The sequence below is a fragment of the Rhizobium sp. CRRU65 genome (genome assembly GCF_048551595.1).
Lineage (GTDB): Bacteria > Pseudomonadota > Alphaproteobacteria > Rhizobiales > Rhizobiaceae > Rhizobium > Rhizobium leguminosarum_J.
This window is the reverse complement of the sequence record NZ_JBLYZH010000003.1, coordinates 361,510-383,770: the sequence shown is the minus strand read 5'-3', so window position 1 is coordinate 383,770 and position 22,261 is coordinate 361,510. Positions and strand designations below refer to the sequence as shown.

The window sequence follows — 22,261 nt, the reverse complement described above, 5'->3', positions numbered from 1 at the left end:
ATTACTTCAGCGCCAATCACTTCAGGGCAGGCGCGATGTTGATGCAGGCTTCGCAGAGACCGGCGACTGCGCCGACGGACTTGTCGAAGGCTTCCTTCTCGGTCTTGTTGAGATCGATCTCGATGATGCGCTCGACGCCGCCAGCGCCGATGACGGTGGGAACGCCGACATACATGTCCTTGACGCCGTACTGGCCGGAGAGGTGGGCAGCACAAGGCAGAACGCGCTTCTTGTCCTTGAGGTAGGATTCGGCCATCTCGATCGCCGAGGCGGCCGGCGCGTAATAGGCCGAGCCGGTCTTCAGCAGGCCGACGATTTCGGCGCCGCCGTCACGGGTGCGCTGGATGATCTCTTCGAGGCGCTCCTTGGTGACCCAGCCCATGGTGACGAGATCGGTGAGCGGAATGCCGCCGACCGTCGAGTAGCGGGCGAGCGGCACCATCGTGTCGCCGTGGCCGCCGAGAACGAAGGCCGTGACGTCCTGGACGGACACGTTGAATTCCTTGGCGAGGAAAAGACGGAAGCGCGAGGAGTCGAGAACGCCAGCCATGCCGACGACCTTGTTGGCCGGAAGACCGGAAAACTTCTGCAGCGCCCAGACCATGGCGTCGAGCGGGTTGGTGATGCAGATCACGAAGGCGTTCGGGGCATATTTCTTGATGCCGGCGCCGACCTGCTCCATGACCTTGAGGTTGATGCCGAGAAGGTCATCGCGGCTCATGCCGGGCTTGCGGGCGACGCCTGCCGTGACGATGCAGACGTCAGCGCCTTCGATCGCGGAATAGTCGCTGGCACCCGTCAGATTGACGTCGAAGCCTTCGACCGGCGACGACTGGGAGATATCGAGACCTTTGCCCTGGGGAATGCCGTCCGCGATGTCGAAGAGAACGATGTCGCCCAGTTCCTTCAGGCCGGCGAGGTGAGCCAGCGTGCCACCAATCATGCCAGAACCAATGAGTGCGATCTTGTTACGCGCCATTTCGCTGTTTCCTTTGCGATCAAATTCGTCGAACGGACGCGCAAGGCACCGCCCAATGACGCAATCGCATAGACCCAAAGCCTAAAAATGGCAATGCATTATTTTTGATGCAGCGTTTTCAATCGTTTAGATCCAAAAATTCTTACGTAAACGTAATACATTCTGTCACCAGATTGTTACTCTGCGGCGCGTTTCTCATGGTGCAGCGCAAGATATTCCGCACTGCGCATCTCGAACAGGCGCGAAGCCGTGCGGTCGAATTCAAAGCCCTCGGTGCCCCGACGTTGCAGCAGCAGTTCCTCCGGCATCGCCGCTGCGGAAATGTAAAGCCGCACGGCATGATCGTAAAACGTATCGACCATAATGATGAACCGCTTGATCTGGTTCCGCTTTTCCGGCCCGAGCAAGGGAATGTGATCGACGAAGACCGTATCGTAGCGCTCGGCGATGGCCAGGAAGTCGACCGCCCCGAGCGGTTTGTCGCAAAGATCGGCGAAAGAGAAACGCGCCATGCGGTCGACGGCGAGCGGCACATGGATGTGGCGCCCCTTCATCGGAATATCCAGCGGCTGCGCCTTGCGCCCATGCAGCGCCTGGGTCCAGGACGCATCCATCGCCATGTCGTTATGCTCGTTGATCGGCACCAGGTAGACCGGCTGGCTGCTCAGCTTCTCCATCCGGTAGTCGGTCGACGAATCCAGGGTAACGACATCGACATACTGCTTGAGCAAGGCAACGAAGGGCAGGAAGAGGCCGCGATTGAGACCATCCGCGTAGAGATTGTCGGGCTCGACGTTCGAGGTCGCGACCAGCACGCATCCGCGCGCGAAAAGCTCGGAGAACAGCCGCGACAAGATCATCGCATCGGCGATGTCGGTGACCGTGAACTCGTCGAAGCAAAGCAGTTCTGCCTCGTCGTAAAGCGCTGCGGCGACCGGCGGCATCGGATCGGCCTGCCTCGTCTCACCGTTCTTGAGCTTCAGCCGGTGCGCGGCGATGCGGTTGTGCACATCCGCCATGAATTCGTGGAAATGCGCCCGCCGTTTCTTCCTGCACGGCGCCATCGCGAAGAACATGTCCATCAGCATGGTCTTGCCGCGCCCGACGCTGCCGTGGATATAAAGCCCCTTGATGCCGTCGGCCGATTTCTTCTTGGCGGCAAACAGCCAGCCGAGCGCGCTCGACTTTGCCGCCGGCCGCCGCTGCTTCAGACCGGCGAGCACCCGGTCGAGGCTCTTTGCCACGTCCAATTGGGCAGAATCGGCCTGAAGGGCGCCCGATGCGGTCAGCGCTTTAAGCTGTTCGCAGACGCTGAGCGCATAATCCGGCATTGGCTGCATGAGGGCATATCCGCCTGTCAGTCAACGGCGGAGAACCCGCCGGAACATTTACCGGCTGAGACTGATCGACTGGCCTGTGCTCGTCTGTCCCTGGAAGCGGTTGTCGGCCGTCTTGTAGACGCTGCCGAGCTGGTTGCCCGAGCGGTCCTTGAGCAGCACCTGCTTGCCGGCGACCTCCCAGGAGCCCATCGCCGTCAGCTCGCCGACACAGCCACGCGTTCCGCCGCGCGAACCGCTGCCGAGATTGGTGAGCGTTAGGAACATGTCGCAGCTACCGTTGACGCGCCAGCTCCCGACCATCGATTCCTTGGTGATATCGAGCGCATTCGCGGCCATTGCACCAGGCTCAGCGCCCGGCATCGGCGCCGTCGTCGTCGGCGCGGCCGGAAACTGTGAGCCGCCGGTCGGCGGCGGAAGCTGCCCGCCCTGCACCGAGGGCACCGGCTGCGCCGTCAACGGCGCCGGGCCGGCACTGGCGTTGGAGCTGTAATCATATGCCGTACGCTGACAACCGGCTAGCGACAGAACCACCACCAGACCTGTCATCGCATATCGCAACTGCATCATCATACTCCTGAATTCGGCTGTCGCCGTAGAGAAACGGGCGTGAGACAAGTCCGATTATCGTAATTCGATTTGGTTAATCAAGTCGTGCTGCATAAATTGCCAGTGACAACAACTAACCGAAAAACGATACAGTTCAACTGTCCCGCTGCAAAACTTCCTGCACATAGAATTTGTCAGCAAGGTGTTGAGCGCGTTCATCTCTGTCAGGATCCCTGTCGAACTCGCGCAATGTCCTGGAATAGTGTCTCACCGCATCTTGCAGAAGGATTGCACCGGGATCGATGCGGATGCCCTGTTCGTGCACCGCGACCGAATCTCGGTGACGGCTTCGGAATCGAAGCCGTCTATTCCGCCATCGGTACCGAGGTTGATCAAACCCGGCGCTCGACCATCATCTTCTTGATTTCGGCGATCGCCTTGGCCGGGTTGAGGCCCTTGGGGCAGGTTTGCGCACAGTTCATGATCGTGTGGCAGCGATAGAGGCGGAACGGGTCCTCGAGATTGTCGAGGCGCTCGCCGGTCGCCTCGTCTCTGGAATCGATCAGCCAGCGATAGGCCTGCAGCAGAACGGCCGGACCGAGATAGCGGTCGCCATTCCACCAATAGCTCGGACAGGAGGTCGAGCAGCAGGCGCAGAGGATGCATTCATAGAGGCCGTCGAGCTTCTGCCGGTCCTCATGGCTCTGCTTCCACTCCTTGGCCGGCGCTGGCGACACCGTCTTCAGCCATGGCTCGATCGAACGATGCTGGGCATAGAAGTTGGTGAGGTCCGGAACCAGATCCTTGACGACGGGCAGATGCGGCAGCGGATAGATCTTCACCGCGCCCTTGATATCGTCGAGGCCCTTGGTGCAGGCGAGCGTGTTCGTGCCGTCGATATTCATCGCGCAGGAGCCGCAGATGCCCTCGCGACAGGAACGGCGCAGCGTCAGCGTCGGGTCGATCTTGTTCTTGATGTAGAGCAGACCGTCGAGCACCATCGGCCCGCAATCGTCGACATCGATATAGAAGGTGTCGATAGACGGGTTCTGACCGTCGTCCGGGCTCCAGCGGTAGACGCGGAACTCGCGGGTGTTTTTGGCACCCGCCGGCTTCGGCCAGACCTTGCCTTCGCGCATCTGAGAATTCTTGGGGAGAGCGAGTTCAACCATGTCCGGTTCCTCTTGAGATCAGTACACGCGAGCCTTCGGCTCGATCTTGTGCGGATCGATGCCTTCGGCAATGAGCTCGGTGTGAACAGGACGATAGTCGAGTTTCACATCGCCTGCCTCGTTCACCCAGGCGAGTGTGTGCTTGCGCCAGTTGACGTCGTCGCGGCCGGCGAATGCACCCTCGGTATAATCTTCGCGGGCATGCGAACCGCGGCTCTCCTTGCGGGCCTCGGCTCCGTAGATCGTCGTGATGGCGTTGGCCATCAGGTTCTGCAGCTCCAGCGTCTCGACCAGATCCGAGTTCCAGATCATCGAGCGGTCGGTGACCTTGATGTCCTTCATCTCGCCCCAGATTGCCGAGATGCGCTGGCAGCCCGACTCCAGCGATTCCTGCGTGCGGAACACCGCGGCGTCTTCCTGCATGGCGCGCTGCATCTTCTCGCGCAGTTCCGCCGTCGGTGTGCCGCCGCTGGCGTGACGCAGACCGTCGAAGCGGTCCATGATCTTGTCGCAGGCGGCGACGTTGAGATGCGGGATCGGCGCTGCGCGATCGATCACCTCGCCGGCGCGGATCGCAGCGGCGCGGCCGAAGACCACGAGGTCGATCAGCGAGTTGGAGCCGAGACGGTTGGCGCCGTGCACCGAGGCACAGCCGGCCTCGCCCACAGCCATCAGGCCGGGGATGATCCGTTCCGGATTGGCACCGTCGGCGTTCAGCACTTCGCCCCAATAATTCGTGGGAATGCCGCCCATATTGTAGTGAACGGTCGGCAGAACCGGGATCGGTTCGCGTGTGACGTCGACACCGGCGAAGATTTTGGCGCTCTCGGAAATCCCCGGCAGGCGTTCATGAAGAACGGCTGGATCGAGATGATCGAGATGCAGGAAGATGTGGTCCTTCGCCTTGCCGACACCGCGGCCTTCGCGGATTTCCAGTGTCATGCAGCGCGAAACGACGTCGCGCGAGGCAAGGTCCTTGGCCGAAGGCGCGTAACGCTCCATGAAGCGCTCGCCCTCGGAGTTGACGAGATAACCGCCTTCGCCGCGCGCGCCTTCGGTGATCAGACAGCCCGAACCATAGATGCCGGTCGGGTGGAACTGAACGAATTCCATGTCCTGCAGCGGCAGGCCGGCACGCGCCACCATGCCGCCGCCGTCGCCTGTGCAGGTATGGGCCGACGTTGCCGAGAAATAGGCGCGGCCGTAGCCGCCGGTCGCCAGCACCACCATCTTGGCGGCGAAGCGATGGATCGTACCGTCATCGAGGCACCAGGCGATGACGCCGGTGCAGCGGCTGCCGTCTTCCGACATGATCAGGTCGAGCGCGAAATACTCGATGAAGAACTCGGCATTGTTGCGCAGCGACTGGCCGTAGAGCGTATGCAGGATGGCGTGGCCGGTACGGTCGGCAACGGCGCAGGTGCGTTGTACCGGCGGGCCTTCGCCGTAATTCTGCATGTGGCCGCCGAACGGGCGCTGATAGATCTTGCCTTCCTCGTTGCGCGAGAACGGCACGCCGTAGTGCTCGAGCTCATAGACCGCCTTCGGCGCTTCCATGGTGAGATACTGCATGGCGTCGACGTCGCCGAGCCAGTCGGAGCCCTTGACGGTGTCGTAGAGGTGCCACTGCCAGCTATCCGGCGTCATGTTGCGCAGCGAAGCGGCGATACCGCCCTGGGCCGCGACCGTGTGGGAGCGGGTCGGGAATACCTTGGTGATGCAGGCCGTGCGGAAACCCTGCTCGGCCATGCCGAGCGTGGCGCGCAGCCCGGCGCCGCCGGCGCCGACGACGATCACGTCGTAGGAGTGATCGACATACTTGTAGGCTTTGCCGTTCTGGGCGGGTGAAGTCGGTGCCATATCAGCTTATCCTACGAATGCGATTTTCAGAATGGCGAAGAGACAGAGGCCGGCGATCAGGATCGCAAAGAACGTGTTCAGCATCAGGAGAACGATCTTGCCGAATTCGCCGTGCACGTAATCCTCGATGATGACCTGCATGCCGAGCTTCATGTGGATGACACCGGAGATTACCATCAGCCCCATGACCACGGCGACGAAGGGGTTCGACAGCGCGCGAACCACATCCGCATAAGGCGCGCCGGCATAGGCGAGCATGAAGAAGACGAAGAAGAGGATCAGCGGAACATTGGCGACGGCCGTCAGCCGCTGGCGCCAGAAATGATCCGTTCCGTCCTTGGCGGAGCCGAGCCCGCGAACCTTGCCGAGGGGGGTGCGCATATCCATGAGAGGACCTTCAGAAGCGAATGAGGAAGCCGATCACCCAGACCAGCACGGTCAGACAGAGCGACCCGATGATGTTGGCGATGGCGAGCTTGGTCGAGAACTCTTTCCCGAAGCCATAACCGAGATCCCACATGAAGTGGCGGAAGCCGCCGAGCATGTGGTGCAGCAGCGCCCAAGTATAGCCGAGAAGCACGAGCTTGCCGAGAAGGCTGCCGAGCACCCAGTTGGCCCAGTCATAGGAGCCCTGGCCGCTTGCCGCCGCGATCAGCCACCAGGCGACGAGCAGCGTGCCGACGTAGAGCGCGCCACCGGTAATGCGGTGGACGATGGACATGACCATGGTGGGAATAGGCTTGTAGATTTGCAGATGCGGCGATAGGGGCCGGTTATTTGTCACGTTCGCCATCAGAACCTCGCGGCGGCTTCTCTGCGCTCCCGGATTTCGGAGCATGCTCAGTCAACCACACGAATGACAAAATTCTCTGTGTGCGTTGCATCAATTGCGACGTTTAATCACCGGGAACGCCGACGACAAGCACAATCGCTGTCTGCTTTTAATTTAATCGATTCGCGTTACCGGGAAGTTTGCAGGCTAAAGAAACTGGTCTTTTCCGCTCAAATTTTGAGCCGGTTGTCCGACCTGAATGGACAAGCTCCGGCTTTTGGCGCAATCTGGCGTTAACGATTTGTTAAGGATCGGAATTCCGGAGGCCGGCCACCCATGTTTCGCAGTCTGTCCGCAGTCACCCTGATTGCCCTGTCCGTGCTTGCCGCATTTCCCGCCGAAGCCGGCGACCGCCGCAACGATCATCGCTTTCCCGGCCATCGTCACGCTTTCCACGGCGGATTACTCCTCGGCGAACGTGTAAACTGGCGCGATCGCGGCATCCGTTTCGACAATGCCTATCGATATCGGAACCGCAAAGAACGGATGCCGTTCCTGAAACAGTTCTCATCGCCGGCGACAAATCGCATAGCCCGCAACAATCTCATCGTCGTCCTGCCCCAAACGCAGGGTGGTGACGGCGGCGGCACTTATGCCGGCTCTTCCTATGTCTATCAGGTCGATGGCGGGACCTATGTCGGCGGCAACGGCTATGGCTATCCTACAGCACGGCCGGAGCTGCTGGCCCCGAAAGCAAAGGTCATCGATATCGCAGTGCGGGACGATCCCTGCTCCTATGAGGCCAATGTCTGCGTCATCCGGCCTTAGAGCCTGTCGCGCAAGAGTATGCCGCGGTTTTGCGACAACGACACGCCTAAAACAAAGACCTAAAGCGCGAGGAGCGAATCTGAAAGGTCGGGACGCGCTTTAGAGCAGGATGACGAATGCAGGCGGCTCAAATTTGCCCGGCCCCACTCTTTCGCGACGCGGCTACGTCGATACGGATGGCGCACATCGGCGGGAGATTCTTGTCCTCAAACGTCGCCCGCCGTGGCGTTCCGCTATCCGGCATCCAAGCATCCCAGGCTCTGTTCATTTCCTCGAATGAGGCAAGGTCCCTGAGCCAGATGTTGGCGAGAATGATCTCTGACTTGTCGGTACCTTCGCGCAGCAGCATGTCATTGATGCGTTCCAGTATTTCGTTGGTCTGCGCCGTCACGCTCGCTCCCCTCGTCAGGTTTGCGACCTGGCCGGGCAGATAGGCGGCATCTGCGAGGAGAGTTTCGTCAACTTTGGCTTGCCCCATCATCGTATTCGCAGACTTCCAATGCTTGATATTGGGTCGTCGACCCTTCATCCGATCACTGTGGGGCTTCGCCCGCCACTTCGGTAGAGGGAATTAATTTGAGCCGATATAATGGAAGCTGAACGCTCCTAGAGCCTTTCCTGGTCAGCTTGAAGCATTCTGTTGGCTCAAACGGAGTCGGATGGTCGACCGGCCGGCGCGCGTCGTAGCCAAGCTCTACGGCCAAGCCGGCCGGTCGATCAGCCGGCCCGTTTCAGCCAACCCGAAGGGCCGGGCATCTTTCCGCCAGGACAAAGGCGATCGGCTCGGACGTACCCTGGGGTATGCCCGTCGCCAATCGCCTCTGTCCTGACGAAAACCTGCTCCGGCAGAATGCTGCAATCTGACCAGGAAAGGCTCTAGCTGGACAATATGGCGGTATGCCGCGAAATGAAGTCCACAAGATAGCGCGCGCCTTCGGCCGACTCGGATTGAGCATACAGACCGATCTCGATGCGCACCGGACCGGGCAGATCCGCCGATCGGTCAAGCGTCCGGCAGCCCTCCGGTTTCGTCGTGAGCATCATTGGCGCGATACCGATACCGACGCGAACCGCGGTCGCCATGGCCACCAGCGTCGATGCGACGCACGCCGTCTTCCACTTGATGTTTCGCTGGGACAGAGCCGCAATCGTCGGAAGCGTCCAGGGACACTCCTCCTCGAACATGATGATCGGAAGCGGTTTTTCCGTATCCGCCACAAAGTCGGATCTCACCGTCCACATCAAATATTCGGTCCAGATCAGGGTCGGTTTTCGCGAGAGGCAGGTGATGTCGCAAACCACGAGATCCAGCTTCCTGTCTTCAAACAGGCTGGCGAGGCGGCGATTCGGCTCGACAATGATGTCGATCTCGACCTTCGGGTTCTGGGCTCTGAAGGCACTAAGAATGTCGATCAGGTGGCCAGCTGCGAAGTCCTCGACGACGCCGAGGCGAATGCGGTCCTCGATCATCTTGCCTGTCAGCCTTTTCCCGACCTCGTCGCTGAGGGCGACCATTTCGCGGGCATAAGCCAGCATGATCTGCCCATGGCTCGTCAGCTCGAGGCCCTTTGACGAACGCGAAAACAGCGTAACGCCGACAAGCTCCTCCAGCTTGCGGATCTGCATGCTCACGGCGGCCTGCGTTCTGTTCAGCTTGACGGCTGCTCCATTGACGGTGCCGATCTCCGCGACGGTCAGAAATGCACGAAGCAGATAGGAATCAAGATCAAGCATCAGAAGCCGCATTCCATACTTTGTGGCGCTCGATAGCCGAGGGCCTCTCCGCCTATAAGCGGATATTGGACGAACCATGTTCTTCCGGCAACTGGTGACCCTTAGCCCCCGGGCGCAGCACAAGCTGCGCCCCATCAATGCCAGCTTATCGCGCGAAGAGGACGCATGCCTCGGGCGGAATGGAAACGCTGATCTCCTGCCCCCGAGCGAAGGCTATGTCTGGACGGTTCGGGCAAGCCGAGATTATCCGGTCGCCACTGACGAGGTCCAGAACGACATGCCTGAAGGCACCGAGTGTCACGACGTCGGCAACGCGTCCGGTCATGGCTCCGGCAGCCGGAGCGCCGGACGATATCTCGACGCTTTCCGGCCTCACGCAAATCTCGGCGGCACCTGAAAGATTTGCCGTGGACGCGACCGGAAACTCCCAGCCGGATTCGGAGCGAAATTTGCGGGCCGTTCCGCCCGCGGCCGAAATCGAGCCATGAATCCAATTCGTCCGACCCATGAAATCCGCGACGAAACGTGAGTCTGGACGCCAATACACATCATCCGGCTTGCCGGATTGCATGATTGCCCCGCGGTTCATCACGAAGATACGCTCTCCCAGGCTCATCGCCTCCTCCTGGTCGTGGGTTACCACGATTGCGGTCGAGCCGACCGCGGCGAGCACATCCTTCAATTCGGTGCGCAGCTCATGCCGAAGCTTGGCGTCGAGGGCCGACAGAGGTTCATCCAGAAGAACGAGGCTCGGATGGGTGGCGAGCGCCCGCGCAAGCGCAACACGCTGCTGCTGTCCGCCGCTCAACTGGTGCGGCCGCCGCTGTCCGAAACCGACGAGCCGGACGAGCTCAAGCATCTCGGCAATGCGGCGCGGTATTTGCCCCGGCGGATGGTTGCGATGGCGAAGTCCGTAACCGATGTTCTGTTCGACTGTCATATGCGGGAAAAGAGCGTAGTGCTGGAACAGCAGCCCGACATTGCGCTGATAGGGTTTCAATCCGGCCATCGGCTCGCCGTCGATCAGGATCGAGCCTTTGTCGGGCCGCTCGAATCCGGCAATGAGCCGAAGAATGGTGGTCTTGCCGCAGCCGCTCGGTCCAAGCAGTGCGATTGTTTCACCTGGGTTCACAGAGAAGGAGATATCACCGAGGGCGACAGTTTCGCCGAAGCGCTTGCTGACCCCTTGAAATTCCACGGCAGAAATCATCGTATTGTCCTCATGAACGAAACAAACCTTGGCCCACGACAGTGTCAAAGCCGACGACACGGTCCAGCACGACGATCAGCAACGCAGTGACGGCAATCAGGACCACGGCCGCCGCAGCGATCGTCAGATCGAAAGCCGCGCGCATGTTGCTGACCAGCGTAACAGGCAAGGTCGTTGCGGACGGATCGCTCAGAAACAGACTGATCGATACGTCATCCATCGAAATTGCGAAGGCGAAGATCGCGCCGGTGACGACGCCCGTCCGCATGAGCGGCAGGGTTATGGACCAGAAGGCCTGGCGCTCGGTGGCGCCGAGAACCATTGCGGCTTCCGTCAATCGTTGGTCGCTGCCGAGAAGGCTGGCGAGACTGGTCCTTATGCAGTCACGATCACGTGGCCGAGGAGCAGGCGCGCCATACCATTTGTGATGCCGGCCTTGGAAAGGAAAAGCAGCAGGCCGAATCCAATGACAACCGGCGGGACGATGAGCGGCGAGAGAAAGGCCGAAGTCAGCGCTGCCTTTCCTGGAAAATTGCCCCGGGCAAGACCGACAGCCGCCGCAGTTCCAATCGTGACGGACAGAACCGTCGTGAGTACCGCCAAGATGAGGCTGGTGCGCAGGCTGGCAAGGATATCCGCCTGGGAGACGAGCCGTTCGAACCAGTGAAGCGACAAGGCAGGTGGCGGCATCGGGCCGAGGTAGGTCCTGGCGTCGAAAGCCATGACGCATGTTATCACCAGCGGGATGGCGAGGAACGCCAATCCAAGGCCGATGACACCGTAGGCAAGGGAACCGGCGATCCGGTCTCCGGTTCTCGCGGCAAGAGACTGCATGCTCATCGGGAAACCCTCCGCGCCTGCGCAAACGTTATGGCAGCGACGACCGCCAAGGCCGCGGCAAGCATGACGAGCGAGATCGCCGCACCGCTCGGGTAGTTGGCGATATCGCTGAACCGGGTGTAGATGACATTCGACATGAAAAGCACCCGGCCCCTCCCGAGCACCATGGGAATGACGAAGGCGCTGATCGCGAAAGTCAGCGATACGAGCGTGCTTGAGATCAGAGCCGGGAAGCTCAGGGGAAGCGTGATCGACAGATGGGCTTTCCATCCCGGCGCGCCGAGCGACTGGGCCGCATCAAGCAGACGCGGATCGATCGATTGCATCGCGCCAATCAGCGTTAGCGTTGCGACCGGTATGATCGAGTGAACCAGACCCGCAATAACGACGATATTAATATATTCGCGGCTGTTGGGCGAAAGGCCCAGTGTCAAGAGGAAGGGTCGGAAGATGCCGACCGACCCAAAGGTCAGTTCGATCGCATACGTCTTGATCAGGACGCTGGAAAGAACAAGCGTAATCAAGAAGCCGAGGGTGAGCGTGCGCATCCGCGGCGAAATGCGCCGCACGATGAAATAGGCCAGCGGGAATGCCACAAGCTGGCCGATGATCGCGGCAACTCCGCCAATCCAGAAGGTCGTCAGCAGGACGCTTGCAAACGCCTGGTTTGCAAGCTCGTAGTAGTTTTGAACCGTTGCCGCGGCATTTTCCACGGAGCCGACGCGCCCCGGCGTAAACTCCTTCAAGCTTTCGATTGCCAGATTAATGAGCGGTGACAGAAACCCGAATGCGAACACCAGCAGGGCTGGCCCGAGCGTCAGGGCAGCATCTCGGCGATCCGGAATTGAAATGGCAACGGGTTGCCGCCTTACCTTGGTCATGATGGAACAGCCTTTTCCTCGCCCTTGCGGGCCATGAGAAAGGGAGGTTGTCGAAGTCCGCGCCTACGACAACCTTCCGCGAGGTGTCTTAGAGCAACGGGGCGATATCCTGCTCCCAGCGCTTGGACCAGGCATCCTGCTGTTCGAGAACGACATTGTAGTCGGGCACATAGACGAAGCTCGAAAACTCGTCCGACGTGAAGGACAGATGCTTGAGATTGTCGGGTGTGACCGCCTTGCTGTTCAACGGCGCTTCGCCAGCCACCTTGGCGTAGAGCGAGTTCATGTCCGGGCTGATCGCGAAGTTGACGAAATCGAGCGTTGCCTTGGTGTTTGGTCTATTCTTGAGGACGCCGAAACCGCTCTGGTAGAGGAAGGCCTTGAAGTTGCTGTCCTTGGTGAAACGCGTAACCGGGAAGTTTTTGGCCACCGCCGCCCAGCCGGGCTCAGCGAAGAAGCCGACGGAGGTCTCGCCCGACGTCAGCGAATTGGTGAAATCGATATCGGTGACGGCAACGCGGCCGATATTGCCGGATTTCGCCAATTCCGTCATGAGCTTCCACCCGGGCTCCATATTCGTTTCACTGCCGCCGGCGTGAAGGGCGAGCGCGACGATCTGGAGCATCATGCTCTGTGTCGGGCCTGGCCAGCAGATCGCACCCTTAAGATCGAGGCTCAGCAGATCATCGATGGTCTTCACGGCGATCGGAGCCGTGTCGGTTCGGGCGCCGAAATACATGCCGCCAACTGCGCGCGGGACCGCTTTGATGTTGCCCTTGCCGTCACGAATGATGATTTTCTCGGGAATATTCGCGAGGTTGGGAATATCGGCAGGATTGATGGTTTCGAGCCAATCCTCCTTCACCATGCTGTTGAACGAGCCTTCCCAGCCGGCGACATAGTCGTAGTCGACATTCGGCCAGACGGCCTTGATCTTTGGCAGGATGGCGCCCGCGCCGCCCTGGTGAAGAACCCAGTTGAATGTCGCCGCATTCTGGTCGGCGGCAATCTGCTTCATCGCTTCGACGACATCGCCGCCCCATTCGACGGCGGTGAGATTGCCGCTGCCGGCTGCGGCGGATCTTGCAAACCCGGTCATCGTGCTGGCAATCCCCGCGGCGGCGGCGGATCCGAGGAAGCGGCGGCGTGTCATATCGTGCAACATGGTAGGTTCCCTTTGCTGTCGGCCCTCTGCCGGGCCGTTCGCATCGGAGACTGCTTGGAGGTTGCCAGCCGCGGTAGTGGGAAAATTCTCGCCGGGTTATAAAGTTTTCTGAACACCCCGATGAACGCGCGACCCGCATCGCTAAGCCTCGGCGGATCCGAGCTATCAAGAATCGTTATATCCCCTCTCGAATTTTCGCGGTTCCAAGAGAAGTGGGCGGCGCCGATGATGATGGCAGCATCAATACGGTGGGAGCCTGCCTTGACCATTGACCGGGATTTTCTGGAAGACTTGAGAAAGCGCTTCGGCAGCGCTGCAGGCGGAGAGATGGAAGATCCGCACTTCCGCGCCGTGGCGGCCAGCGTATTCAAGGACGGCGACAGCCGCAAATGGCCCTTCGCCGATCCTGCGACCTTTCTGGATGCCCGTTTCATCGAGAACGGCTTGCGGCCCGAGGTGCTTGAGGCGCTTGACGTGGCTCTGATCGGCGTGCCGATGGACCTCGGCGTCACCAATCGCGCCGGCGCGCGGCTGGGGCCGCGGGCCGTCCGGGCGATCGAGCGTATCGGTCCCTACGAGCATGTTCTGCGTGTCGCGCCGATGGGAGGGCTAAAGGTCGCCGATGTCGGCGACGTGCCGATGCGCAGCCGGTTCGGCCTCGCCGAGTGCCATGCCGACATCGAGGCCTGCTACCGGATGATCGCGGCAACCGGGGTTATCCCGCTGTCGGTCGGCGGCGACCATTCGATCTCCGGCGCCATCCTCAAAGGCCTGGCGGCCGGCCAGCCGGTCGGCATGATCCACATCGACGCTCATTGCGACACCGCCGGTCCCTATGAGGGCTCCAAGTTCCACCACGGCGCGCCTTTCCGCGAGGCGGTTCTGGCGGGTGTGCTCGATCCGAAGCGTACGATCCAGATCGGCATCCGCGGCGGCGGCGAATATCTCTGGGAGTTCTCCTTTGCCTCCGGCATGACCGTCATCCACGCCGAAGAGGTGGCGGAGATGGGGCTCAAGGCTGTGATCGCAAAGGCTCTAGAGGTTGTCGGCGCGGGTCCGACCTATCTCAGTTTCGACGTCGACAGCCTCGATCCGGCCTTCGCTCCGGGAACCGGCACGCCAGAAGTCGGCGGGCTTCAGCCGAGGGAGGCCCTGACCCTGCTGCGCGGCTTCAAAGGCATCAACCTCATCGGCGGCGACGTCGTGGAAATCGCGCCGCAATACGACAACACCACCAACACCGCGCAGATCGCCGCGCAGGTCCTGTTCGAACTCCTGTGCCTCGCGATGTTCAGTCCCGCGGTCAGGACAAAGCTGACCTGAGAACCAGCTCCACAACGGCAGCGTGCCTCGTGCCCGCTGCCATCCATCACCTGTCGCACAACACGTCTCAAAAAGGGGAACGACATGACTGCTCTTATGAAGTTGCGTTACACCGCCACCGCGGCAATTGCCGTTTTCGGCATCCTGGCAGGGGCCGCGCAGGCCGACGAACTTGCCGATATCAAGGCCGCAGGCGAAATCAACATCGGCATCTTCTCCGATTTCCCGCCCTTCTCTTCGGCAAGCGCCGATATGAGCATCAAGGGCTATGACGTCGACGTCGCCCAGAAGATCGCCGACGGGCTCGGCGTGAAACTCAATCTCGTCAGCGTTACCGGCCAGAACAGGATCGCCTACCTGAACGACGACCGCGTCGACCTGCTAATGAGCGTCGGCTATTCGAAGGAGCGTGCCGAGGTTATCGATTTTGCCGCCCCGTACGCCCCCTACTATATCGCCGTCATCGGTCCGGCTGCGCTGAAGGTGAGCGGCAAGGAAGACCTCGCCGACAAGACCGTTGCCGTCAATCGTGGGACGCTCGAAGACACGTCGCTGACGGCCGTCGCCCCCGGCTCGGCTGCGATCCAGCGTTTCGAGAACTATAATTCGGTCATCCAGGCCTTCATATCCGGTCAGACCCAGCTGATGGTCGTCGGCAACGATGTCGGTGCGCAGGTTCTGGCACGACAGGACGAACTGAAGCCGGAGCAGAAATTCCAGCTCCTCAGCTCCCCCTCACACATCGCGCTCCGCAAGGGCGAGGAAGGCCTGAAGAAAGTCGTCAATGACAGCGTCGCCGCAATGATCTCCGATGGTTCGCTCGACGCAAGCTCGAAGAGCTGGCTGAAAGCGCCGCTCAACCCTGAAAACCTGAAGGACTGACGAGGGCGGCCTCCCACTCACCAGAGTATGATGCCGAAAACTGCAAGCGATTGCGGTGGCATCATGCTCCAATTCTTTGGTTGAGAGGCGGATCGGGATTTCGGGCCGACCCGGCCCGGATCATCCGGCTCCAAAGGACAAGCGATGAGATACAGCCTCGATTTCAATTGGCTTTGGGACGGAATGGGAGCTCTGGCTTATGGCGCATGCACGACGCTTGCACTGACGGTCTCCACATCGGTCCTCGGGATCGTTCTCAGCATTCTCGGCGCGGCTGCGCGCCGGGGACCTTATCCATGGTTGCGCAAGGTCGTCGGCCTGTATGTGGAAATCATGCGCAACACGCCATTTCTGGTGCAGCTGTTCTTCATCTTCTTTGGCTTGCCTAGCCTCGGCATTCGCCTCGATCCGATCACTGCCGCCGTCCTTGCCATGACCCTCAACATGGCCGCCTACACGATCGAGGTGGTCGGGGCCGGGCTCGATGCCATACCGAGAGGCCAGAAAGAGGCGGCGCAGGCACTCGGCCTCAGGCCTCGGCTGGTGTTCTTCAAGATCATCCTGCCGCAGGCGATCGCCATCATTTTTCCGGCGCTGACGAGCCAGATCATCATCATGATGCTGGAATCGGCGGTGGTTTCGCAAATATCCGTCCGCGAGCTGGCGCAGGAGGCCGACCTGCTTCAATCGCGCACCTTCCGCTCCTTCGAGACCTATCTGGTGGCGACATTGATCTACCTTTCAATGTCCGCCGCACTTCGCCGGCTCCTTTTCGCCGGGAAACGCCGTTTTCTGGGAGCCGGTCTGGCATGATTGAGTTCACCTTCTGGGACATTCTGCGCAATCTTGTCTTCGCGACACGCTGGACCCTGCTGCTTTCGCTCGCAGCCTTTGCCGGCGGCGCCATCGTTGGCCTGGCGATCCTGTCTGCACGGATATCGAAAACACGCTGGCCGCGCAGCTTCGCGTCCGGCTACATTGCCCTGTTTCAGGGAACGCCGCTCCTGATGCAGCTGTTTTTGATGTTCTTCGGCCTGCCGATGCTCGGCTTCCGGATCGAGTCATGGACCGCCGCCGTCTGCGGCCTGACGTTCTACGCCAGCGCTTATCTTGCCGAAATCTGGCGGAGCGGCGTCGAGGCGGTGCCGCGCGGGCAATGGGACGCCGCAGCCAGCCTGGGCTTGCATCGTCTCCTCGAACTTCGCCTTGTCATCCTGCCGCAGGCTTTCCGGATCACGCGCGCGCCGACCGTCGGGTTCTTGGTCCAGTTGATCAAGAGCACCGCACTGGCCTCGATCCTCGGCTTCGACGAACTGCTGAAAACCGCAAACGCCATCAACAACGCGACCTTCGAACCTTTCAAAGTCTACGGTCTCGTCGCGCTGATCTTCTTCGCCCTGTGCTATCCGCTGACGCAATACGCCAGAATGCTGGAGAAGAAAGCGGCGTTTGGCTGAGCGGTGCCGAGTTGCTCCGCATTCCGATCGCAACAAAGTGTCCAAAGGGCCGATGGCGGTTGAATGCTGGTACGCCGCGCAGCGGCGACGCGGCTCGTTCAATCACAGAGAATTCGCTTTATCCAGCAGTCAGAATTTACCGGGAGATCGCTTCAATGACCGACACACAAATCCGTATTCTCGATGCCCGGACAACGGGCGAGCTTCTCCCTTTCGGCCCGCTGGTTGCGACCCTGCGGCAAGCATTTGCCGAAGGCTGTGTCGTGCCGGTACGGCATCACCACGCGATAGCCAATAGCGGCGAACCGGATGCGACGCTGCTTCTGATGCCGGCCTGGCATGAAACGCACCCGTCGGAGCGTTACCTTGGGATCAAGATCGTCACCGTCTTTCCCGGCAACACGCTGCGCGGCATTCCCGGTTTGACCTCGACTTACATGCTCTATGATGGCCGGACCGGGATGCAGCTTGCGCTACTTGACGGAAACACGATCACCACGCGCCGCACGGTAGCAGCATCGGCCCTTGCCGCGGATTATCTTGCTCGAAAGGACGCCCGCCGTCTGCTGGTGATCGGCGCAGGCCGCGTTGCGAGCCTCATACCCGATGCCTATCGCGCCGTCCGGCCGATCGCAGATGTCGATATCTGGGATATCGATCCCGCCAGCGCCGAACGGCTGGCGCAGAGCCTCCAGCAACAGGGACTTCAGGCCACTGCGGTCACGGATCTGGAAGCAGCAGTGCGGCAGGCCGATATCGTCAGCGCGGCGACGCTGGCGACAGCGCCGCTTATCCGCGGCGAATGGCTGCGGCCGGGCACCCACGTCGATCTGATCGGCGGCTTCACCCCGGCGATGCGCGAGGCCGATGACGAGGCGCTTCGCCGCTCCTCGGTCTATATCGACACGCACGAAGCCCTTCACGAAGCGGGCGATCTGGTTCAGCCGATCAGGGCCGGCGTCATTTCCGCTGACGCGGTGCGTGCGACACTTGACGAGCTGTGTCGCCGGGATGTTCCAGCGCGGACGTCCAACGATGAGATCACTCTCTACAAGGCCGTCGGAACGGCGTTGGCCGATCTTGCCGCCGCGACAATGGTATATGAGGCAGTCTTGATCGCAGGCTGATGTCTTTGGGCCGAAGGGGAAGCAACGGGCCGGCGCTGATATTCGTGCGGTATAACGCTTTGTATGCCATAGTCGGGGAAGCCCCTTGTGCAATCCGATATAGACCCGCAGTGATTACAAATCCGCCGCGCATCGAAATCCAGCAACTGGCCCATTTCGTGCTGGCCTGTCAGAGCCCGACGCTGGCAGAGACCGCGCGTGAGCTTGGGATTGCTCCTTCGGCGCTGACATCAAGTCTGCGTACTTTGGAAAATGAACTTCAACTCAAGCTCTTCATTCGGAAAAGCGGTCACCTCAGTCCTTTACCGGCAGCCTTCTGGCTGTTTCAGCAGGCAACGGACATCCTTCATCGCGAAAGGTTCGTGCGTCGGATGCGGAATGGGGACACGGGGCCTCTTCGCATCGATATTCGTCTTGATCTCAGTTTCTCCATCGGCCGGTTTTCGAAGGCGATCGGACGTACCGTCGAAGATATGGAACGCGAGCGGCCCGACCTGCTGATCGACGTGATGTTTGCAGACGGGCGAGAAAAATCCCTTGTTGATGACGGGGCCGCGGAAATCCCGGACAACGCGGGTTCGATGGAGATCGAAGTCGGCTATATGACCGGCGTGCCATCTGCGAAGCTGCCTGCGATGACGCCCTTTTACGATGAGGTCTGGTTTTCCGTCGGAACGGCGGAGGCCGCGGTTGATCTTCGCTCCCCCAATCAGAAATTTGTCGTTTTGAAAATGCGTCAGGCACTTCGCGATGCCGTCACCCGATATGCGGACGAGCACGGCATCCGCGACCGCATGATCCTGATGGACGAGGAGCCGGCAGACCTTCATCGACTGCTCAACGAGTTTCCGCAAATGCGTTTCCTGATGCCCCGCAGTATGGTCGCCGACCGGCTCGGACTTGCGCGCCTGCATCTGGAGCCCCTCGATCCGCCGTTGTCGAGCACCTTGGGCGTGCGCGCAAACGGGCCGGACCAGGAGGTCGTGTCCGCCCTGCTTTGTAACCTCAAGAAAAATCTGCAGGCAACGGAGGCCAATATCGTCTTCCGGCCGCAGTTGACGGCACGTCAATTGCACTACTTCAACCTTGCGCATCTCAGCGGAGGTATTTCGGCGGCGGCGCGCGCGGCGCATATCACGCAACCTTCCGTTTCGACGCAGATTCAGAAGATCGAGGCAGTTGTCGGGCAACCCCTGTTCGAACGGCGGCGCAACGGTGCCGAGAGCACGAAGGCCGGCAAGGCATTGCTTCCCTTCACCCTGGAGATCGAGGAGCGCATCGATAACCTCCTTCGGGCCAGTCTGGATATTGCCGCCCACACACAGGCGACCATCTCGATCGGCATGCTGCCGAGTTCGGGGCATGACAGCGTCATGACGGACAAGGTGGCGCAGGCACTGACGGCAACCCGCCTTGGCCATCCCGAATACCGGCTGAGAATCATCGAAGGTTCCAACGCTGCGCTTCACGACCAGGTACGTGCGGGAGAGCTCAATCTTGCCATTGTCGGTGCCGTCCAGACGCAGATGACCCGGATCCATCTCGGGCCGAGCGAGCGCCTGTCGGTCGTTGCCAATCCGGCCTTGGACCTTGCCGGTCGCACGGAGATTCCACTGGCCGAAGTTTGCGGATTTCCGTTGGTTCTCGGAATCAAGCATCTCAGCATCCATCAGGCGTTCATGGCAGCCGCCAGTGCGCGTCATCTGCGTGTCGAACCGGTCATGGACGTCGGTTCCCTGCCATTGGCCATCGCCATGGTCCGCCGTTTGCCGGTCTGTACGGTCCTGCCGGTGTCCTCGGTCCAGCAGGATATCGACAGCGGGCGCCTCACCGCGGCGCCGATTACGGAAGACGTCATCGCCGGAAACCTCTCGGTGATTTTCTCCGGCGAAAGGACGCTGTCCGAGGCCGAACGGACGATGATCCAGTCGCTCGTTGCCGTCTTCGGCCGACAGGCGTGATCTAAAAAACATATCGTGTCGAATCGCGCTCATGCACCGAGCATTCTGATTTTCCTATCCTCCAATTCATGATTTTCGAGCTACCCAGCCTCCGGCCTGCGGCTGATACTTGCCGCATCAAAACAGCCCTCGGAAATGACTTTCACAGGATTGCCGGATGAATGATCACCCTGATCCGCTTGAAAACCCGGCCATGACATCCGGGACGGCCGGCGCTGCAATGCCACGCAGCGAAAGCGATCAGTCGTGTCGGGGCATTCTTCAGGAGCTCGACCGTCGCGGTCAGCTGCTGGTGATTTCGGAGGAAGTCGACCCGATCCACGACGTATCGGCCATTCTTTCCATCGTCGATGAAAAGGCGGCGGTGCGGCTCGACTGCATCAAAGGTCACGACATGCCGATCTTCGGCAACATCCTGTCGGATCTCGATCGTGTCGCCCTGGCGCTTGACGTCGCGAAAAGCGATATCCAGGAAAAGCTGCTGTCCTCGATCGCCTCTCCGGTGCCGCCGGTCTTCGTGGACGATGCGCCGGTACAGCAACAGCTCTTCCAGGACGACATCCTGACCCGGCTTCCAGTCCCGACTTTCTTTTCCAAGGAGACCGGTCCTTACATTACCGCGGGTCTGATCGTGGCGCGTGACCCTGAAACGGGCTTGGGCAACGCGTCCTATGCCCGTATCAAGGTGCTTGGTCCGAACGAGGCGATGATCGGAATTGCACCGAACCATCATCTCGCCATCATGGCCCGCAAGGCGGGCGCCAAAGGCGAGCCGCTCCCTTTCGCCGTCGTCCTCGGCGCGCATCCCGCCATTCAGCTTGCCGCCTGCTTCTATCTGGGGCTTGGTGACGATGAAATGCACTGCGCCGGATCGCTGCTCGGCGAGCCGGTGCGGCTTGTCCGCTGCAAGTCGGTCGATCTTGCCGTGCCTGCAGAGGCGGAGATCGTGCTCGAAGGTCATATTCATGTCGACGAGCCGATCCTCGAAGGGTTGGTCTCCGAATATCACGGCATGTACGAGGATTACGGCTCCGGGGTGCGCGTCAGATTTGAATGCATGACTTGCCGCTCCGACGCGATGTTGCAGGTGATCGAGCCCGGTTACCACATGGAGCACCTTTATCTCGGCGCAGTGCCGATCGCTGCCAGCCTCAAGGCCGTCATCCGGCGGTCCGTTCTCAATGTCGGCGAGGTTGCCGTCACCGCATCAGGCAGCGGACGGAACAACGTGGTCGTGCAGATCGATGCGCCCCGCCCGGGACAGGCACGCCGCATCATGTCGATCTGCTGGGGTGCGGTCAGCATCGTCAAGAACATCACGATCGTCGACAGCGATGTCGACCCTTGGGATCTCGATGCCGTCGAATTGGCAAAGATGACGCGCATGCGCGCGGAGCGCGACATTCTCATCGTCACGGACCTTCCGGCAGACCGGTCCGAGCCTCAGGAAGACGGCGGCGTGATCACCAAGGTCGGTTACGACGCCACGATGAAGGCGGGTGACCGAAGGGAAGGGTTCGACAAGGCGCTTCCGCCGCCGGATTCCTACGAACGGATGCGCCAGCTGCTGTTGCGCGTCAAGCCGGAGATGCTGATTTGAGGCGATTGATCATCGGCATATCAGGGGCTTCCGGCGCAATCTACGGACTGCGTGCGCTGGAGATGCTGCGGGACTTCGACGATGTCGAGACGCATCTCGTCATATCGCCCTCGGCGATCCGCACGGCACTGGCCGAAGGGACGGGAAAGACCGCGGACGAAATCCGTGGCCTCGCCGACCGGGTCTACAGCCACGGGGATATCGGCGCCTCGATCGCCTCCGGCTCCTTCCGGTGCGACGGCATGCTGGTTGCGCCATGCTCGATCAAGACGCTGAGCGGGATCGCACATTGTTATGCGGACGATCTGATCGTGCGCGCCGCCGATGTCTGCCTGAAGGAACGCCGCCGGCTGGTGCTGATGGTGCGGGAAACGCCGTTGCATGCGGGCCATATCGCGCTGATGGACCAGGCAACACGCAACGGCGCCGTCATCATGCCGCCGGTGCCGAGCTTTTACACGCTGCCGAAATCAATCGCCGAAATGGTCGACCAGACTGTGGGGCGTGCGCTGGATCAATTCGGGCTTCATCATCCGACGGTCAGGCGCTGGACGGAGGATCATAACGACTGAGCCATGAAGAGC

21 protein-coding genes and 1 pseudogene are annotated in these 22,261 nt (G+C 60.7%); 9 read left to right on the top strand and 13 right to left on the bottom strand.

The window, feature by feature from the left end; all coding sequences use genetic code 11:
- Window positions 1–16: 16 nt before the first annotated feature.
- The 7 genes from mdh to sdhC form a co-directional block, all read right to left on the bottom strand.
- Window positions 17–979 carry a malate dehydrogenase gene (gene mdh / locus ACM5SV_RS08130; RefSeq protein WP_003543522.1) on the bottom strand — a complete coding sequence of 321 codons (963 nt, stop codon included), beginning with the start codon at window positions 977–979 and terminating at the stop codon, window positions 17–19.
- Window positions 980–1,155: 176 nt separating this feature from the next.
- Complete coding sequence (zapE, locus tag ACM5SV_RS08125; RefSeq protein WP_130688534.1) at window positions 1,156–2,319, bottom strand: cell division protein ZapE; 1,164 nt, start codon at window positions 2,317–2,319, stop codon at window positions 1,156–1,158.
- Window positions 2,320–2,367: 48 nt separating this feature from the next.
- Window positions 2,368–2,883, bottom strand: coding sequence for a protease inhibitor Inh/omp19 family protein (locus tag ACM5SV_RS08120; protein ID WP_011653815.1), 516 nt, complete (start codon window positions 2,881–2,883; stop codon window positions 2,368–2,370).
- A gap of 374 nt (window positions 2,884–3,257) precedes the next feature.
- Entirely contained in the window at window positions 3,258–4,037 is a 780-nt protein-coding gene (locus tag ACM5SV_RS08115; protein WP_003567268.1) for a succinate dehydrogenase iron-sulfur subunit, read from the bottom strand.
- An 18-nt stretch (window positions 4,038–4,055) separates the two neighbouring features.
- The gene (gene sdhA / locus ACM5SV_RS08110; protein WP_012759281.1) at window positions 4,056–5,897 is read right to left on the bottom strand and encodes a succinate dehydrogenase flavoprotein subunit; all 1,842 of its coding nucleotides are present in this window, start codon (window positions 5,895–5,897) and stop codon (window positions 4,056–4,058) included.
- 6 nt (window positions 5,898–5,903) lie between these two features.
- A complete protein-coding gene (sdhD, locus tag ACM5SV_RS08105; RefSeq protein WP_012759282.1) occupies window positions 5,904–6,284 on the bottom strand; it encodes a succinate dehydrogenase, hydrophobic membrane anchor protein in 381 nt (126 codons plus the stop codon).
- 10 nt (window positions 6,285–6,294) lie between these two features.
- The gene (sdhC, locus tag ACM5SV_RS08100; RefSeq protein WP_012559217.1) at window positions 6,295–6,690 is read right to left on the bottom strand and encodes a succinate dehydrogenase, cytochrome b556 subunit; all 396 of its coding nucleotides are present in this window, start codon (window positions 6,688–6,690) and stop codon (window positions 6,295–6,297) included.
- Window positions 6,691–7,005: 315 nt separating this feature from the next.
- On the opposite strand from sdhC, the gene ACM5SV_RS08095 reads away from it, so the two are divergent.
- Window positions 7,006–7,497 (top strand): hypothetical protein, encoded by a 492-nt coding sequence (locus tag ACM5SV_RS08095; RefSeq protein ID WP_222014539.1) that lies wholly within the window; start codon window positions 7,006–7,008, stop codon window positions 7,495–7,497.
- 127 nt (window positions 7,498–7,624) lie between these two features.
- On the opposite strand, the gene ACM5SV_RS08090 is transcribed toward ACM5SV_RS08095, so the two are convergent.
- The 6 genes and pseudogenes from ACM5SV_RS08090 to ACM5SV_RS08065 all read right to left on the bottom strand — a co-directional run bounded on the left by ACM5SV_RS08090 (window position 7,625) and on the right by ACM5SV_RS08065 (window position 13,327).
- The gene (locus ACM5SV_RS08090) at window positions 7,625–7,978 is read right to left on the bottom strand and encodes a RidA family protein (protein ID WP_012759284.1); all 354 of its coding nucleotides are present in this window, start codon (window positions 7,976–7,978) and stop codon (window positions 7,625–7,627) included.
- Window positions 7,979–8,373: 395 nt separating this feature from the next.
- Window positions 8,374–9,243, bottom strand: coding sequence for a LysR substrate-binding domain-containing protein (locus ACM5SV_RS08085; RefSeq protein WP_017995383.1), 870 nt, complete (start codon window positions 9,241–9,243; stop codon window positions 8,374–8,376).
- Between the two features lie 133 nt (window positions 9,244–9,376).
- On the bottom strand, window positions 9,377–10,441 hold the full coding sequence (locus ACM5SV_RS08080) for an ABC transporter ATP-binding protein (protein ID WP_222014542.1): 1,065 nt from the start codon (window positions 10,439–10,441) through the stop codon (window positions 9,377–9,379).
- A 10-nt stretch (window positions 10,442–10,451) separates the two neighbouring features.
- Window positions 10,452–11,281 (bottom strand): annotated as a pseudogene (locus tag ACM5SV_RS08075) (ABC transporter permease).
- Window positions 11,278–12,162 carry an ABC transporter permease gene (locus ACM5SV_RS08070; protein ID WP_113546778.1) on the bottom strand — a complete coding sequence of 295 codons (885 nt, stop codon included), beginning with the start codon at window positions 12,160–12,162 and terminating at the stop codon, window positions 11,278–11,280. The pseudogene ACM5SV_RS08075 and the gene ACM5SV_RS08070 overlap by 4 nt, the downstream one beginning before the upstream one ends.
- An 88-nt stretch (window positions 12,163–12,250) precedes the next feature.
- Window positions 12,251–13,327 carry an extracellular solute-binding protein gene (locus ACM5SV_RS08065; protein WP_222014546.1) on the bottom strand — a complete coding sequence of 359 codons (1,077 nt, stop codon included), beginning with the start codon at window positions 13,325–13,327 and terminating at the stop codon, window positions 12,251–12,253.
- A gap of 261 nt (window positions 13,328–13,588) precedes the next feature.
- Between ACM5SV_RS08065 and speB the strand changes: the two genes are divergently transcribed.
- The 8 genes from speB (at window position 13,589) to ACM5SV_RS08025 (ending at window position 22,249) form a co-directional block, all read left to right on the top strand.
- Window positions 13,589–14,650: an agmatinase gene (gene speB, locus ACM5SV_RS08060; RefSeq protein WP_024320370.1), complete on the top strand. Its 1,062-nt coding sequence runs from the start codon at window positions 13,589–13,591 to the stop codon at window positions 14,648–14,650.
- An 84-nt stretch (window positions 14,651–14,734) separates the two neighbouring features.
- Entirely contained in the window at window positions 14,735–15,532 is a 798-nt protein-coding gene (locus ACM5SV_RS08055; protein ID WP_012759291.1) for a transporter substrate-binding domain-containing protein, read from the top strand.
- 144 nt (window positions 15,533–15,676) lie between these two features.
- Window positions 15,677–16,345 (top strand): amino acid ABC transporter permease, encoded by a 669-nt coding sequence (locus ACM5SV_RS08050; RefSeq protein WP_017995390.1) that lies wholly within the window; start codon window positions 15,677–15,679, stop codon window positions 16,343–16,345.
- A complete protein-coding gene (locus ACM5SV_RS08045; protein WP_017995391.1) occupies window positions 16,342–16,989 on the top strand; it encodes an amino acid ABC transporter permease in 648 nt (215 codons plus the stop codon). The genes ACM5SV_RS08050 and ACM5SV_RS08045 overlap by 4 nt, the downstream gene beginning before the upstream one ends.
- Window positions 16,990–17,144: 155 nt before the next feature.
- Window positions 17,145–18,116: an ornithine cyclodeaminase family protein gene (locus tag ACM5SV_RS08040; protein WP_222014548.1), complete on the top strand. Its 972-nt coding sequence runs from the start codon at window positions 17,145–17,147 to the stop codon at window positions 18,114–18,116.
- Window positions 18,117–18,226: 110 nt separating this feature from the next.
- Window positions 18,227–20,077 carry a LysR family transcriptional regulator gene (locus tag ACM5SV_RS08035; protein ID WP_222014550.1) on the top strand — a complete coding sequence of 617 codons (1,851 nt, stop codon included), beginning with the start codon at window positions 18,227–18,229 and terminating at the stop codon, window positions 20,075–20,077.
- 157 nt (window positions 20,078–20,234) lie between these two features.
- Window positions 20,235–21,677: a UbiD family decarboxylase gene (locus ACM5SV_RS08030; protein WP_222014552.1), complete on the top strand. Its 1,443-nt coding sequence runs from the start codon at window positions 20,235–20,237 to the stop codon at window positions 21,675–21,677.
- On the top strand, window positions 21,674–22,249 hold the full coding sequence (locus tag ACM5SV_RS08025) for a UbiX family flavin prenyltransferase (RefSeq protein WP_003543560.1): 576 nt from the start codon (window positions 21,674–21,676) through the stop codon (window positions 22,247–22,249). The genes ACM5SV_RS08030 and ACM5SV_RS08025 overlap by 4 nt, the downstream gene beginning before the upstream one ends.
- Window positions 22,250–22,261 lie beyond the last annotated feature (12 nt).